Source organism: Streptomyces aurantiacus (assembly GCF_001418335.1).
GTDB classification, from domain to species: Bacteria; Actinomycetota; Actinomycetes; order Streptomycetales; family Streptomycetaceae; genus Streptomyces; species Streptomyces aurantiacus.
The window spans coordinates 47,063-61,874 of sequence record NZ_LIPP01000005.1 but is presented as its reverse complement, the minus strand read 5'-3'; the positions used below and the strand labels follow the sequence as shown (position 1 = coordinate 61,874).

The following is a 14,812-nucleotide window of genomic DNA, read 5'->3' as shown; positions in this document are numbered from 1 at the left end:
GGGTGGTTTCGAGATGAACTGGATGGAGATTGTCGCGATCAGGCCATTCCGTGGCCGGTATGGCATGCGTCACGGCGCGTCCGCCTACGCTCATGTGTCATTCAATGAACCGCAGCGGGGAGGCGGATATGGCCGGGGCGGTACGCCAACGGACCGTGTATTTCTTCGAGGTCGTCGAAGCCAAAGACGGCCAGCCCCGCATGGAACCCCAGCCCTGGCGGGGCTTCCTTGACCGTGTCGCGGTCTCGGAGCCGCACGAGCGGATCGTGCGCAGCGCGGACGACCAACTGGTCGGGATCGTGGATACGGCCACCGAGGCCGACCATCTCCAGCTCGCCAAGATCACTGGTGAGGTACCGCACCAACTCGACCACAGCAACGGCACCATTGAAGCCCTACAGCTCGCGGCCGGCACGGATGTCGTCCATGTGACCACGCTCTGCTTCCTGTCCTACGGAAACATCATCGGCGCCCTGCCTGGTGGCTTCTCCGCGCCGCGTGTCAGCGCCATCACCAAGTGGCTGAACGGGATCGGACTCTCGTGCGGCGAGGTCGTACTCAAGCCGGTTATTCACGCGCGAGCCCGTGAGAAACTCAACCGCATCGAGGCGGTGTCGGAGTTCACCGTGCAGCTCGAAGGCGCCCCGGCGGACACGGTCAGTGCCTTGAGCGCGCGAGGCGATCTCGCGGACTCGTTGCGGAGTTTCGGGCAGCGCCATCCCGATACTTCCATCACGCTCTCGCTGAAGGTTCCCAGGCGCGGGGGACGGCTGAGCAAGCTCCGCAGGAACCGTGCTGCCACCCAACTGCGGAGTGATGTCCTGCAGTTCATTCCCGACCTCGATGAGTGGATGGACGAGTCGGGCGTGGTGCGCTCGGTCAGCGGCCAGGTCGCCATCCGGGACCCACACCGACAGTCCCTGGAGTACGAGCCGCTCGACTTCCTGGCACACCGCATCACGGCGCAGTGCGAAGTGCCGATCGCGTTCACCGACGGCCGATCGGTCGATCTGCACTACGCCGTCGACGCGATCTTCGCCGCGGCCTGTACGCATGAACGTGCGCTCCAGGAAGCCTGTCAGTACCGGCCGCTAATCTAAGCAGCAGCGCAGGAGTTGGGGGCCGACATGCTGGATTGGCTGTGGCGGCGATGGGTGGGACGGCCAGCGGTGGACTGGATCCTCGCGCTGACGATCACCGGGGTGCATGCGGCGGCTGTGCAGATCGCAGGTGGCGGGGATGTGCTGGCTTGGCCCGACAGGGAACAGAGGGTCGCTGCCTACACCGCGACGGCGACCGTCGCCGCCGTTGTCGGCAGCTTCATCACCGCGGCCGTCACCCTGTACGCCGCATCCACTGGGCAACGGATGCGCACGCTACGCACTCATCCTGTACAGGGGCCGCAGTTCCGTCGGAATTGGATGAGCATCCTCAGCGCGACGCTGGTGATCTCAGGGTTGTGCCTGATGGCCATCATCCTCGATACGACGCAGCGAGACCCAGGCGGGACACACTGGTTGGCCGAGGCGGCCATAGCTCTGGGGGTGGCGCGGGCGACGCGGCTGGTGTGGTTGTTCGGCAAAGTCATAGCGGGGGGCGATATCGATCTCGCGGATGTCACGCTCACTCCGCCGGGGCCGGCCCCGGCATCGCCGCCGGTGCCGGCGCGGCGGCCGGGGGTGTGAGAGGTGTAGTGGCGGAGCGTCTGCACATCCGGAAGGAGAATCCACTGTGCATCGTTTCGGAGCCGGTCTCCCGGGTGAGGGAGACGGCCCCTGGGCTAACCGGGCCTGTCCTTTTAGGACGCGTTCTGGACGCAGGTTGGACACAAGGGGCCCGTCCACCGAACACGACGGCGAGCCCGTCGGTCTTTGCGTTCCCCGTAGGCAGGAAACGGCCTAGGACGCACGGGGTGACGGTGCCGTCGGTCATCATCACCGCCCGGCCCTTGGCACACCAGCCGCACAGGTCGCTGGTGCTCGGGATGTGGACCTCGCCGCGGCCGATGCTGCGGACCCGGTCGGTGACGACCCAGTCGGCGCCGAGGGCGAGCAGCTCCTCGCGTGCCTGCGCGGTGCGCTGCCCCTCGAAGACCTCGACGGTGCCGACCTGCAGCTGATGCCGCAGCGTAGGGCCTCGACGATGTTCGCGCGGGTCGCCGCGTGCGAGCCCCTACGGTTGGTGACGCGCTCATGCTCTGCAGGATCGTCGCTGTAGTACGACGTCGCCACCGTCACCCGCGGGCGCATGAACAGCTCCCAGCGCTCAAGCTTCACGCGGTACAGGTTGCTGTAGACCCGCACGGTCAGGCCGAGTACCAGGGCGCGGTTCACCAGGGCCTCGAACTCGGGGTGCAGGGTGGGTTGCCCGCCGGTGAACTGGACTTTCTTCACGCCGACCTCGGCGGTGTCGCTGATGAGCCGCTTCCAGTCGTCGGTGGACATCTCGCCGTGCCCCCGGGTGGGGCCTGATTTCGCGTAGCACATGGTGGGGCAGGTGAGCTGACACCGTTCGGTGATCTCCAGTTTTCCCGACCGACTCTTGCGAGAAGATGGCTTGACCAGGCACTTTGCATGCCGGACATGTTCGCCACATGGTCGGTCGGTGCTGCGGTGACTGACGTTCGGCAGGACATCGCACTGCCCGCGGACCGGAATGCCTTTGGGCGCGGCTCATTACACCCATCCCCCTCTCAGGACGTGTCATGTCCCTTCTCCTTCCGTCCGGCCCGATGACGCCGCTCGATCCGCCGCCGTGCCGCGCGCTCGAGCTTGCGGTGGCGGGGGTGCTTGCGGTCGCTCTCGCTGGCACGGCCCGGTGAAGCCACTTCATCCGAGACGGTTGGCTCGATCTCGGCAGCGCGGAAGGGGGAGCTGCCCTCCGAAGCCCTGTCGCCGTCGTTCGGCGTCAGGCGGAAGGCTTGGGAGAGGAGGTTACCGACAGCGCCGCTGACCACGGCGCCGATCTGGGCGGACTGGTTCGGGTCTAGGCCGAGGTGAGCGGCCGTCAGGCCCGCCGTGCTGCCGACGGTGCTGGAGATCGCGGCAGCGATGGCCGCCCGTTTTTTCGCGCTTATGTGCGTGTGCCCACGGTGCCCGGCCCTGATGGACCTGGCACCCTTCAACGTCTGCTCTGGTTCATCCATGCCTCTTAGAGCCAACAGGCCCTGCATGTTGTGCAACTGGACGGCACATTCGTTACGACCGCATGCCACTCGACTGTCCCTCGGCTGTCATCTCGCCTCGTCGCCCCCGCTGGCGGAGATGTCCCGGCGCAAGGCCTGACAGCTGACTTGAGCCCGACAAACCGGCAGCATTGAGTGCACCTGGACAGTCGGATCGTTCGGCGAGATGCTCGTCGACATGATGGCTTGGCAGCGGGATCAGGGGGCGCGGCATGCTTTCGCGACGCCGACGCAACTATTCTCTCAAGCCCCTGCTGGCGCCCTAGTTGCCGGATACGCTTCAACACACTCGCTGCGTGGTCACCACAGCCTTGGAAGCATCGGCAGGATGAGACTCTGGAGATCGCGAAGAATACACAAAAATTGGCCACGCTCCTGCACGCCCAGCGATTCGGAGAAAAGAGCTCTGATGTCTTGTCCGGCAACGAAGATGAATTCGATTCATTCTTCCGGAAAGAATACCCACGCCTGGTCGCTCATCTAAAGATCCATGGTTTAAGCGAGCAGGCATCGCTAGATTCCGCCCAGGATGCAATGATCTTGGCCTACCGGGACTGGTCGGAAATATGGGAGCCGCGGACCTGGGTGCGCAAGGTCGCGGTCCGAATTGCTTGGCGCACTAACGAGCGCGATTTGCGACGTCACGCGAGGGAGAAAAAAGCTCATAGGAAGTCTAATGCCGCGAGAGAAATGGGACCCGAAGAGAAACTGAGCGATGAGGAGGAGTGGCGCAAGGTACTTGCCACCCTCCGGTTGCTGCCTCCAGCTCAGCGCCGGGTTACGGCCTGGCTGCTTGACGGGTATACATGTAAGGAGGTCGCGCAACATCTGCACATGCCAGAAAGCACTGTGCGCTCAACTCTCCGGCATGCACGGAGGCGTCTGGCTCCGCTGATTGAGCGTGGGCTGAATCGGGAGGGCGAAAAGGAATGAATAGGCGCACGTGGGACGATGTGGAAATTGAGAACTGGGCCGCCCGCCAAGGGGAAAAATTTGCGGACGTGCAGATTGACCCTGAAGAAATAGAGGAAGCCCTGCGAAGTGTTAAGCGGCAGGCTCAAGATGACAGCTTGCAGATCAGCGCCCCGATAATTGATGGGTACGAGCTTGGGCAGCTAGCCGTATCGACAAGGTTCGTCCCTGGGTTCGCAATCGTTGAATTGGGTGGCGAGATTGACGTCTACACGTCCCCATTCCTTCGGGAAGCCCTGGCTGACCTCGTAATGCAGGGGCAGTATCGCCACATCATTGATTTCAGCAGACTGGATTTTCTCGACTCGACTGGTTTGAATGTAATCGTTGCTGATCTCAAAGCGGTACGCAAACACGGCGGCCAAGTTCTCCTGGTGTGCCATAATGTACGCTCCCAGGAAATTCTCAAGATTCTCCGAATTACCAACCTCGTTAACATATTTCCCGTGTATGGCACGGTAGATGAGGCTGTGGCAGCAGGAAGCGAGACCTAAGGGGTTGACCGGCGGCAACACAGGATCGAGGATCGGGTACGCACAGAACAGGTTCGGCCTCTTCAATCGGGTCGCTGGAGATCACGTCGTTCACTGCGAGCGTACCTTCGGAATCAACTTGCGCTGGGAAGGCGACTGTCACGCCTTCGACTCACAACCCACAGAAGCTTCGGTACTCTTCAATTGAAAGATACCCCTCGCCGGGGGCAGTAGTAGCGGCTGGTCGTTCGGTACGGTGACTTTCACCGGACAGCTCACCACACCGCACGGGGACACCGGGGTCTCAACCTTCAACATGTCGGACCAATGGGAAGCCCCTGGCACTTCCACTTATGGCCTGGTGGGAATATTCGCATCAGGCCTGCGTGCAGGGATCTGGCGGATCGAGGCCAGAACCCCCCTGTGGTCGACCTCCTGAAATATGGACCTCAATGCAGGGGTGAATTAATGGGTCAATTTCACCGAGCACGTTGGTGGTTGCGCACGAGGATTCCAGTATCCGCAACTCGCGGCGCCTGTTGAACTCATCTCTGTGCGGCAGAGCGAACCTAAGGAATCCCCTGACACCAATCAGTTGCCCCTTGACGGGTTGGACAGCGAAGAGGGTGATCAGCGACTCGCCTGGGCAACAGCGTCGGTCAGTGGACAGTGACGTCGACCCGGTCGAGAGGATAGGCATGCCAGCGGAAGGCGAGTAGGCCGGTGGCGGCCACCGTGTAGGGATAGGCGGGCGCCAACGGAGAAGTGGACGCCGGCCGCGAACGTCGTGAGATGTGGATGGAGCTTGCAGTAGAGGCCGCCCTGGCGTCCTCCGATCAATGGCTACGCCGAAAGATCTCGTTAATCGATTCCGCCGCCGAAAGGACAATCTCCGGTAGGAGAAAGTCGAGAGCCGAAGTATCGCGTCACGGTGGAAAACTGGTTCCACGCAGAGTTTACGGTTCCTCCCCAGCACCAGTTTCCCCACTCATACAGAGCGCCTCCGCAACATCCCTCGTACTTGCAGCGGAAGGGCCAGGAGAGTCGCGAGCGTGTGGGGAAGAAGTCGTACCTGAACTTCGTCACTCTTCTCGACTTCCGACACGGGTAGGGAATGCCCCATTTTCGGCACCAGGACCAGTGCCGCTCTTCGATCTCGGTTTCTTCTCCGCAGGCCATGCCTTTCAGACTAGAGATCGTTCCTTGGATGGCAATGGCACATGGGGCTTCTTTTTGTGGAGAAGGATCTTATGGCCAGCAAGCCGGGGCCTCGACGTCGTCTTCAGGAATTCCGTATTGTCCCTGCCCGATCGCGAGGCGGTGGGCGGGCTGCGGATGCGGCGGTTCAACCGTGAGGTCAACCCTGGTCCGCGCTACAAGTGACTGAGTCAGCGGACCCGGACGGTCGCCAACAGGCATCATGCTCACCCCGGGCGACGGAACATGGCAGGTCCGCGAGGGGGGCCAGCACCCGCGGCACGAGCAGATGCCCGGCCTGCCGCTGCCCGGGCCCTGACGCGGGCCCCGAGTTGCAAGGCGAGCACGGTGCTCAACTGCCGCCGGATTGTGCCAGCAGTTGTGCTTCCAACTGGGCGATGCGGCGGTCCTGGAACCTGTTGTTCGTCCGGGCCGCCTGCAGTCGCTCCTCCATCTGCCGCTGATCCTGGGACAGTTGCTGAACTCGCTGTTTGAGTTGCGCGTTCTGCTCGACCAGGTGCGTCACCGACTCGTCCGACCAGCGGGCCTCCAGGTCGCGGATCTGACCGAGCAACTGGCCCATGCGGGAGCGCTGTCTTCTGATCTCCGCATGTGCGGTCTTGAGCCCGTCTTCGGCGTTGAGCGCGCGTTCACGCCAGGCCGTCTCGGCCTCGCTGCCGTGATGCTGCTCTGGTCGGCCGGCCCCTTTGCCCCGCTGCCGTGCGGTCTCGATCAGGTTCCTGGCCTCGGGGTTTTCGTAGAGGAAGGTGCGGGAGACGCCCGCCTTGCGGGCGACGGCCTGGAAGGTGACTGCGGTGTGTCGGCGCCGCAAGTCGGCGACGGTGGCTTCGATTCGCTGGAGCATGTCCTTGACGCGGCGTTCGCGGGCGGCCAGGGCGGCGGCCGTGCGCGGCGGGGAGGCTGGTGCGCTCATGCCGACCGCCTCTCCTCGGCATCGCCCTCGTCATCGTGCTCGGCCGTGTCGTCAGCGGCGGCAGCGAGATCAGCGGCCTTGAAGCCGATGTTCCACAGGCGCTCGAAGTAGTCCTGGGGCCGTCGCAGGTCGAGAGCCAAGGCGTCCTCCAGTAACCCGAGGCCGGCCAGAGCCCGCTCCAGCCCGTCGATGGCCTTGGCGGTCGGTGCGAACAACTCGTGCAGGTAGTCGGCGGTGCGGTCGTCTGGAGCACGCTCGGCGACGGAACCCCAGTGCTCTCGCTTGCGGCGCCAGTAGAGAAGGTCGGCGCCGGACATGACGAACTTGTCGCAGTTCTCGCAGTCGAGGTTGAACGGGCAGGCCCCGCCGTCGACTACGGGCTGGAAGGTGCAGAAGCCGCCTTGGGCCGGCGTGCTGCGACGGGAGAGGTCCACGGCAAGCGCCTCGGCCTGGCGGCGATCCAGCGGCGTGACCGGGCCGGAGAGGAGTTCCCCCGGATTGGGCGCCCCGGGGCCGGCGACCCAGATGTGCTGCAGCACGTCTTCGATCTCGGAGACCGCGACTTTCACGTAGTGCTCGGCCATCCGGTCTGAGACCTGGCCCAGGTAGCGGCGGATGTGCGAAAGGGTGGCTCCGTGTCGCAGCAGGCGGGTGGCCAGGGTGTGTCTGGGCTGGTGGGCGACGTACTTTCCGAGTTCGAGGTCTTGGATCCACTGTCTGAACTTGCTGTTGAACCACGTGTAGGACAGGGGAGTTTGTCCCTCGGGGTTACAGATCGGCGACGGGAAGAGCGCAAGGGCGGCCCGCTCGTTCGCCGCCGGATAGCGGCCGGAGTGACGCTCAGCGAACCATGCGCGGGTCTTGCGCTGGCGGCGTTGGAGCATGACGTAGACCGGCTCGGGGATGCGGATGGCCTCGTCGTAGTTGCCGACCTTGGTCTGGTCGTGCCAGAGCATGGGCAACCCGTTGTATCGGCCGAGGCATTCCAGCTTGAGCTCGATAACCTCGCTGGCTCGCCGCCCTGTTGCGACGATGGTCTCCCACATATCCCGCAGCCCGCGGTCCTGCGGGTCGTATGCCGCGGCCAGCCGCCCCAGATTCGTCTCATCCACGACGGCCTGTGCCACCTCGTCGGGGAAGGGGTGGCGGCTTCGCTTGGGTGCCCGTAGGGCACGGCGGTGATGAAGCCCCGCTCCAACGCAAGGATGTCCGCCTCTCCTGAGTCGAGGGCGAAGCGGAGCACTCGGCGGCAGTGGTTGAAGACTTCCCGGCGGGCGGAGGCAGACATGATGACCGGTCGATCATGAGCTCCGCGCCTGGCGAGGGAGGGCAGACCCTTTGATTCCCGGCGCCGGACGTCAGCGACGAACTGCTGCATGTGTTCCGCCTGCAGCTGGGCGGGGTCGTGGCCACCGCCGGTGGCCACGAGTTCCAGGAAGGTGCTCAGTTCGGCGCAGGCTCGCTGGGCATGGTCGAGAAAGAACCCGGTACGCGGGCATTGAGGGGAGCGCATCCGGTCCGCCAGGTACTCCCACGCGAGGTCACGGAGCCAGCGTTGCGTGATTCTGGTGAGATCGAAGCGGCTGGAGCGCGTGGGGAACCGGTGCCCGAAGTGCTCCGTCTCGATGAAGCCGGCCTCCTTGGTCTCCGCCGGGGTCACGTAGATCAGACGCAGGTGGGTTTCCATCTCGTGGACCACAGCGCGGTGGTCCGCACGCACCCCCGTGACGTCGGCCTCCAGAAGCTAGTTGACGGCCTGTTCTCGGCAGAGGTCCACCAGGTCTTGAATCCATGCGAGGTTCCACCACCGCCCGCGCACGTACCCATGGGCATGCAGGCTCCATTGGAACTCGGCCCGAGCCAGAGGGCGAAGGCCGCGCAGGTTCACCTGCCCCGATTGCCGCAAGGCTTGAGCCGTCGCGCACCAGCGGAGGAAGACTGCTTGGTCGGCGTACTGGACAGGGACATCACGCCCGGCCTTTTCGTAGGAAATGAACGATCCGGCGGGCAGTCTCGCCTGACCCGGGCTGCCCACGCGGCGATAACGGTCGGCGTGGACGGTGCACAACCCCAGGGCAGACTCCGCGAATTCATCGCAGACCGTCACCTTGCACTCCCCGTAACTTACGTAGGGAGACTGCGAGGCCAGCCACCGCTCGAAGGCGGTGTCGTTGGCGCTGCGTACCCACTGATTGCGGTGCCGCTGGTAGAGCGCCAACTCCCGGTTGAATGCGGGGCGCGTCCGGCAGATCCGGCACACCACGGACGCGATCGTCGCGGGGCGCGGCTGCAAGGGCTCTGCGGTGCGCACGAAGTTGCCTCTGTCCGTGCCTTCCTCACGAACTACCCGCCACTGCTTGCCGTGCTCTGGGCATAGATCCGCCCTGGAGTGCCGGGGGCGCTGGCATGCGAGCACCGAGCAGAACCACGGGTAGACCGGGTGATCAGCCGGGATTCTGATGATCTCCTTGCTGAAGACCGGATCGCAGTCCGGACCGTTGATCAGAGCGGTCAACAGCTCCAGCCGGTCTCGAACCTCTCGCCGGCGCGGATCTGGCTGCCGAGATGCCGGCTCAAGATGCGTCACAGCTCCTCACCCCAGACCTTCTGCAGGGCCCGGGCGAAGTCGGGGTCGTGGACGTCGGCGTGTGCGTAGATCTCATCGACCGTGCTCGCCGATGCCCAGCCGCCCGCCTCTCGGGTGACCACCAGGTCACCGCCGGAGGCATCGAGAACGGCTGTAGCGAACGAGTGCCGAAATCCGTGTGGCTTGACTCGGCCGAGCTCGGCCCGGTCCCCGGCCCGACGCAGCATGCCGCGTGCGGCGTCCGTGCTCCACGGCTGGCCTTGGCGTGGGCCATGCTGCTGGACCAGCAGCATGCCGTGCCCGGCGTCGCGGGGGTACTCGCAGGTCATGTACTCGAAGTAGGTGTGGATCATCGCAGGACTGGCCCGACGGATCAGCCCATCGCGCACCACGCCATCTTCGATGGACCACTCTGCCTTGGTCTTCGCGGCGGCCCGGTTGGGGTTGGCGGGCCGGTGCACGACGTGCACGTGCGGAGAGCGGCACTGGCCGCAGGCCGCCTTCTCCCGTAGATGCAGGTCCGCTTGATGCAGGCCGCACAGTTCGCCGATGCGGAAGCCTCCGTCCGCCAGCCAGGTCACGACCAGCCGGTCTCGCGCGAAGTTCACTGCCTCCATGAGGATCTGCTTCGCACCCTCGGGGGCCATCTTCGGGTGGCGACGACGTACCTGCTTCGGAGTCAGCGGGTTCTTCGGCATCTGCTTCTGCGTATGTCCGAGCAGCGCCCGATTGCGGTCCTGGCGCGTCGGCAGCCGGCTTCGATCCAGTCGCTTGCCTAACTCCTCGTTGATGCCCAGCCCGGAGACGTGCAAGTAGAAGCCCTACAGGCAGGACGCGGCCAGCTTCAAGGCCGAGTGTCCGTACGGCCGCTTACCCGTCCGCCACGGCTGTCCGTACGGACCCGGGACCTTCGCGCCAACCGCACCCATGTACCGGTACAGGTCATCGAGCGTCACCGAGGCGGGTGTCAGGCCCTCGTGCACCAGCCACCGCAGGTGGTCCACCAACTGGAAGGCGTAGGTGCGGTCCGTACCGGGCTGACGAGTCCGAAGGAAGCCGTCCGCTTCTCGGTGGGTCGCGCCCTCCGGCCACAGGATCGTGTACGCGAACGTGCCGTCCGCGAGCTCCAGCTCCTGTACCCGTAGATCGTCAATGACCAACTTCCCATCCACACAAGCCTCCTGGCGCACTTTGACCACGTCGCGTACATAGGCGGTCAACGAGTACGCCAGGACTCAGGGCACGGTCACGGCGAACGTCACGAACACTCGGATAGCCGGTCGGTAAGCCCGAGTGCCAGGAACTCCGAGATGGTGGGCGGGGCTTGGGGCCGCGCGGAGGTGATCGTCATGGACGGTTTCCTTTCGGTCGTGCTGAGCGGTGCGGTGTCGGGGTGGCGGGCGCCGTGTGGCCCCGCCATCCCGGGTGTCGCAGAGATGGTGGACTCACGCGTCGGGGTCAGTGAGTTCGTCCGTCGTGCTCACGGGCGCGTTTCCTGCATACGGTCGCGGTCATGGGTAGGGGTGGCGGGCTGTGAGGAGGCGGGTGCTTTCGGGGGTGGCTGACTGGCGGTCTTCTTCAGCCGGCGGTCGATCTCGGTGAATAGGACGGCGAGGAGGACGCCCGCCATCAGCCGGTTGGGCAAGGACAGCCGCCCGAGTTCGGGGAAGAGGTTCCATAGGGTGTGTGCGGCCATCAGGGGCAGGAGGCTGCGGTAGCGCAGGTACAGCCAGACGCGGCCTGCGGCCATGGCGGCGGCGCCGATGGCGGGAAGCCCGAAGTAGGCGTGCAGTCCTATCTCGATGAGGCAGACCAGGGTGTAGATCTCCCATGTGGGTCTGCGTACGGCTTTCATCAGCGTGATCGTGGCCGCGACGATGACGACGTCCTCGATCGTGACGGAATGCACGATGGTCAGGGCGAGTTCTAGCGGACCGCTGATACCGAGCGTGGCCATCTGGCTGTCCTGCATGACCGGCATGATGTCCAGGTCGAGCCAGGTCAGCAGCTTCCCCAGCAGGCCGAAGAGGAGACCGGACACGCCGCAAACGATGAACCCCCACTGTGCGACCTTCCAGCGCTGCAGTTGCTGGACAGGCGTATGGGGAGCCCCGTTGTCCGGCCAGACGCCGTGAGAACGGCAGATTTCCACGGCCAGCCATGCCACCGCGCAGCCGAACAGCGCCGGCCCCAGATCGCGGCCCAGCGTGCCGGCCGCCGGCATGGCCAACGCGGAGATCGCCACTCCCAGCGTCCCTGCCGCATGTCCTCGCAGTGGCCGCCACCAGCGTGGAGCGGTTTTCGGGGCGGGTCGGCGAAGCACCAGCCAGGTGAGCCAGCCGCCCACCAGGTAACTGCAGGCGAGTTGGGTGACTTTGATCAGTTCGGTGACCTCCCACTGCACGCCGTACAAGGACGCAGCGAACACCGTTCCGCCGGCCAGGCTCGCGAGGGTGGCCAGCGACAGCAGACCTGCGAGCTGCCACAGCACACGGCGCGCCGGCGTAGCGGTGACGGGGAACGTCACGGTGGGAACCTCAGCCACGGTCGAACCCCTCGCCAGTTCCACGTCCGTCACCTCGAACGTGAGGGCGGCGTGTTCGAGCTCGGCGGCATGGACGTAGTGGTCCACGGGGTTGGGCCCGAATGCGACCGACGCGATACGGCTGCTGGCGAAGTCGGTGGTTGCCTCATCCAGGTTGTACGGCATCTCGCGCGCCTCGGTGTTCTGGTAGCTGTCGCCCGTGCAGGGCGCGGGGAGCTTCGGCTGGTTGCGGAGGCCGTGGATGATCCCGGCGAGCGTGGCGGCCAGGGCCAGATAGGGGTTCGCGTCGGCGCCCGGCGCGCGGTTCTCCAGGTGCGGGTTCGACTCCTCGCCGGTGATACGGATGGTGCATGTGCGGTTGCCGTGTCCCCAGGTGAAGCGGGTGGGGGCGAACGAGTGCGGTCGGTAGCGCTTGTACGAGTTCGGGGTGGGCGCGTACAGCAGTGCCAGGTGCGCAGGGCGTCGAGGAGCCCGGCGACGGAGTGCTGCAGCGGTTCGGGCAGCTCACTGCCCTGCGGCATCCAGAACGCCGAGTCCTCCTCGTCGCGCCACAGGGAGACGTGCAGGTGCAGGCCGCTGCCGACCCCGGTCTGCGGGGCGGCCATGAACGTGGGCGCCATCTTGTGCTGTGCGGCGAGATGGCGCACCGCGTGCTGGTGGACGGTGTAGATGTCGCAGGCCGTCATCGGGTCCTCGTAGGGCCAGGTCACCTCGATCTGTCCGGGAGCTCCCTCCGTCTTGATCTCGACCGGGCAGCCGGCCGCATGCAGCGCTTCCCTCAGGTCGTCGAAGAACGCGGCCAGCGCCGGCGGGTGGTCGAGCGCGTAGTCGAGGTTGTAGGGCGAGACGGGGGTGAGCCCTCGGTACCCGCGGCGGCGGGCCTGCGCCGGGGTGCCCTTGTAGAGCATGAACTCGCTCTCGATGCCGACCTTGGCCCGATACCCGAGGGAGGCCAGTTCGGCGATCTGCTGACGGAGCATCTGCCGCGGGGCGACGTCGATGGGCCAGCCCTGGTGGACGGCGTCGCCGTGGACCAGGACGGTGCCGGGCAGGTAGGACAGCCGGCGGATCGACTTCGGGTCGGGGACGACGCGCAGGTCCTGGAACCCGTTGTCCCAGCCGGTGAGGCGGTACCCCGGCTGTGCGTTCATGTCCCAGTCGGTGGCCAGCACGTAGGCGCACATGTGCGATTCGAAGCGGCCCAGGAACGTGTGGGCGTCGTGGAGTTTGCCCTTGAGTCGGCCCTGCATGTCGGGGACGGCGAGCATCACCGTGGTGATCTCGCGGTCTCGCACCAGCCGGCCCAGGTCCTGCGGCTGCTGGCCGCCGCGCCCCAGGACGAGCAGGCCACTCGGTTCGGTCTCGTGGGTCATCACAGCACGCCTTCGGACAGTGCCACGGTTTCGGCTTCGGTGCCGAGCGGCGGGATCTTGTAGGAGCGTCGGCCTTTGGTGATCCAGGTGAGCCATGCGATGAGCAGGACCACCGCGAGGGCGATGCCCGCGTAGTTGAAGGACTGCACGGTGATCGGGGAAGCCTGCGGCAGGCAGAAGACGACGGTCAGCACGCTCACGTAGCCCACCGAGATCCAGCCGAGCGGCTTGCTCCAGGCGCCCAGGTGCCAGGGGCCCGGCGTGAACTTCTTCGGGTGGCGCCGCCGCAGATAGACCGGGATGACGTAGGCGGGTGTGATGCCGATGACGTTGATCGCGGTGACGGCGGCGTAGGCGGTCGGCGAGTACAGGCTGGGCAGCGCCAGGAGCAGCGCGATCCCCACCGACAGCCATACCGCGGGGACGGGGGTCTTGGTGCGGCTGCTGACGCGGCGCCAGGTCGCGGAGCCGTAGAGGGCCCCGTCGCGCGAGAACGCGTACACCATGCGGGAGGCGGCGGCCGTCTCCGCGTTCCCGCAGAACAACTGGGCGACGATCACGACGAGGAGTAGCCCCTTGGCCACGCCCGTGCCCAGGACGTCGATGAAGATCTGCGCGGGCGGCACACCTGTGCTCGTGCCCAGGGTGCCCGCGTAGTCCTCGATCGCGAACAGCAGCCCGGCCAGGAGAACGAACCCGGCCGCCCAGGACCAGGCGATGGCGCGCACGATGCCCTTGGGCGCTGCGATCTGTGCGCCCTTGGTCTCCTCCGACAGGTGGGAGGAAGCGTCGTAGCCGCAGAACGTGTACGCGGCCAGCAGACAGCCGAGCGCGGCCACGTACACGGGGTTGTCGAAGCCGGTGCCGTTGTTGAAATGGGTGAAGACGAAGCTGGCGCTCTGGCGTTCGCCCGGGGCGAGGGTGAGCGCGCCGACGATCAGCGCGACGCCGGCGAGCTGCCACCACACCGAGATCGAGTTCAGCACGGTGACCAGGCGCATCCCGAGCGTGTTGAGGGTGCCGTGCAGCAGCAGAATGCCGGCGAATATCAGCATCGTCGTCTCGGGCGTGGGCTCAAGTCCCCACTGCAGGTTGGCGAACGCGCCGACGAACAGCGCGCACCCGTAGTCGATGCCGGCGATCGCGCCGAGCAGGCCCAGGAGGTTCAGCCAGCCAGTGACCCACGCCCAGCGCGGGCCGCCGAGGCGGTGGGCCATGTAGTACAGGCCGCCCGAGGTGGGATAAGCGGAGGTCACCTCGGCCAGACACGCGCCGAGGATGAGGGTCATGGCGCCGATGCCGACCCAGCCCCACAGCATGACGGCAGGGCCGCCGGTGTTCAGGCCGTAGCCGAACAGGGTCATGCCGCCGGCCAGGATGCAGATCACGGAAAAGCTGATCGCGAAGTTCCCGAAGCCGCCCATGCCGCGCTTGAGCTCGGGCGTGTAGCCGTGCCCGCGCAGCGCCGCGTCGTCGTCCAGCGGACGGCGGCTAGTTGATCGTCTGTGCGACATCAGGCACCTCGGGAGAGAAGGGAGGAGGGGAGA

At 65.7% G+C, this 14,812-nt stretch carries 13 protein-coding genes and 1 pseudogene; 4 read left to right on the top strand and 10 right to left on the bottom strand.

Translation table 11 applies throughout. From position 1 onward, the window contains the following. Positions 1–104 precede the first annotated feature (104 nt). Positions 105–1,100: a hypothetical protein gene (locus tag AOK01_RS00935; protein ID WP_213862033.1), complete on the top strand. Its 996-nt coding sequence runs from the start codon at positions 105–107 to the stop codon at positions 1,098–1,100. Positions 1,101–1,127: 27 nt separating this feature from the next. Continuing rightward, complete coding sequence (locus AOK01_RS00930) at positions 1,128–1,685, top strand: hypothetical protein (protein ID WP_190849995.1); 558 nt, start codon at positions 1,128–1,130, stop codon at positions 1,683–1,685. Positions 1,686–1,934: 249 nt separating this feature from the next. Here AOK01_RS00930 and AOK01_RS40470 read toward each other — a convergent pair whose 3' ends face one another. Both AOK01_RS40470 and AOK01_RS00920 read right to left on the bottom strand, forming a co-directional pair. Continuing rightward, positions 1,935–2,486: a radical SAM protein gene (locus AOK01_RS40470; RefSeq protein WP_079103076.1), complete on the bottom strand. Its 552-nt coding sequence runs from the start codon at positions 2,484–2,486 to the stop codon at positions 1,935–1,937. 206 nt (positions 2,487–2,692) lie between these two features. Next, positions 2,693–3,181 (bottom strand): hypothetical protein, encoded by a 489-nt coding sequence (locus tag AOK01_RS00920; protein ID WP_157871155.1) that lies wholly within the window; start codon positions 3,179–3,181, stop codon positions 2,693–2,695. Positions 3,182–3,547: 366 nt separating this feature from the next. Here AOK01_RS00920 and AOK01_RS40465 point away from each other — a divergent pair, with 366 nt between their 5' ends. Continuing rightward, positions 3,548–4,117 carry an RNA polymerase sigma factor gene (locus AOK01_RS40465; RefSeq protein ID WP_157871154.1) on the top strand — a complete coding sequence of 190 codons (570 nt, stop codon included), beginning with the start codon at positions 3,548–3,550 and terminating at the stop codon, positions 4,115–4,117. Positions 4,118–4,137: 20 nt separating this feature from the next. After that, complete coding sequence (locus AOK01_RS00915) at positions 4,138–4,650, top strand: anti-sigma factor antagonist (protein WP_425424709.1); 513 nt, start codon at positions 4,138–4,140, stop codon at positions 4,648–4,650. A gap of 1,528 nt (positions 4,651–6,178) precedes the next feature. Here the strand turns inward: AOK01_RS00915 and AOK01_RS00910 are convergent. From AOK01_RS00910 to AOK01_RS00880, 8 genes and pseudogenes are all read right to left on the bottom strand, one after another. After that, positions 6,179–6,760: a DUF6262 family protein gene (locus tag AOK01_RS00910; RefSeq protein WP_055507295.1), complete on the bottom strand. Its 582-nt coding sequence runs from the start codon at positions 6,758–6,760 to the stop codon at positions 6,179–6,181. Next, positions 6,757–7,872: a tyrosine-type recombinase/integrase gene (locus AOK01_RS40460; RefSeq protein ID WP_245702020.1), complete on the bottom strand. Its 1,116-nt coding sequence runs from the start codon at positions 7,870–7,872 to the stop codon at positions 6,757–6,759. The genes AOK01_RS00910 and AOK01_RS40460 overlap by 4 nt, the downstream gene beginning before the upstream one ends. Before the next feature lie 632 nt (positions 7,873–8,504). Next, positions 8,505–9,347, bottom strand: coding sequence for a hypothetical protein (locus tag AOK01_RS00900; protein ID WP_157871153.1), 843 nt, complete (start codon positions 9,345–9,347; stop codon positions 8,505–8,507). Then, the gene (locus AOK01_RS00895) at positions 9,344–10,159 is read right to left on the bottom strand and encodes a tyrosine-type recombinase/integrase (RefSeq protein WP_245702019.1); all 816 of its coding nucleotides are present in this window, start codon (positions 10,157–10,159) and stop codon (positions 9,344–9,346) included. Before AOK01_RS00895 ends, AOK01_RS00900 begins: the two co-directional genes overlap by 4 nt. 9 nt (positions 10,160–10,168) lie before the next feature. Next, the gene (locus AOK01_RS44575) at positions 10,169–10,519 is read right to left on the bottom strand and encodes a hypothetical protein (protein WP_245702017.1); all 351 of its coding nucleotides are present in this window, start codon (positions 10,517–10,519) and stop codon (positions 10,169–10,171) included. Positions 10,520–10,827: 308 nt separating this feature from the next. After that, positions 10,828–11,874: a hypothetical protein gene (locus tag AOK01_RS00890; RefSeq protein WP_157871152.1), complete on the bottom strand. Its 1,047-nt coding sequence runs from the start codon at positions 11,872–11,874 to the stop codon at positions 10,828–10,830. A 90-nt stretch (positions 11,875–11,964) separates the two neighbouring features. Continuing rightward, a pseudogene (locus AOK01_RS00885) lies at positions 11,965–12,872 on the bottom strand (type I glutamate--ammonia ligase); the annotation flags it as partial. Between the two features lie 392 nt (positions 12,873–13,264). Then, on the bottom strand, positions 13,265–14,779 hold the full coding sequence (locus tag AOK01_RS00880) for an amino acid permease (protein WP_055507288.1): 1,515 nt from the start codon (positions 14,777–14,779) through the stop codon (positions 13,265–13,267). Positions 14,780–14,812: the final 33 nt, after the last annotated feature.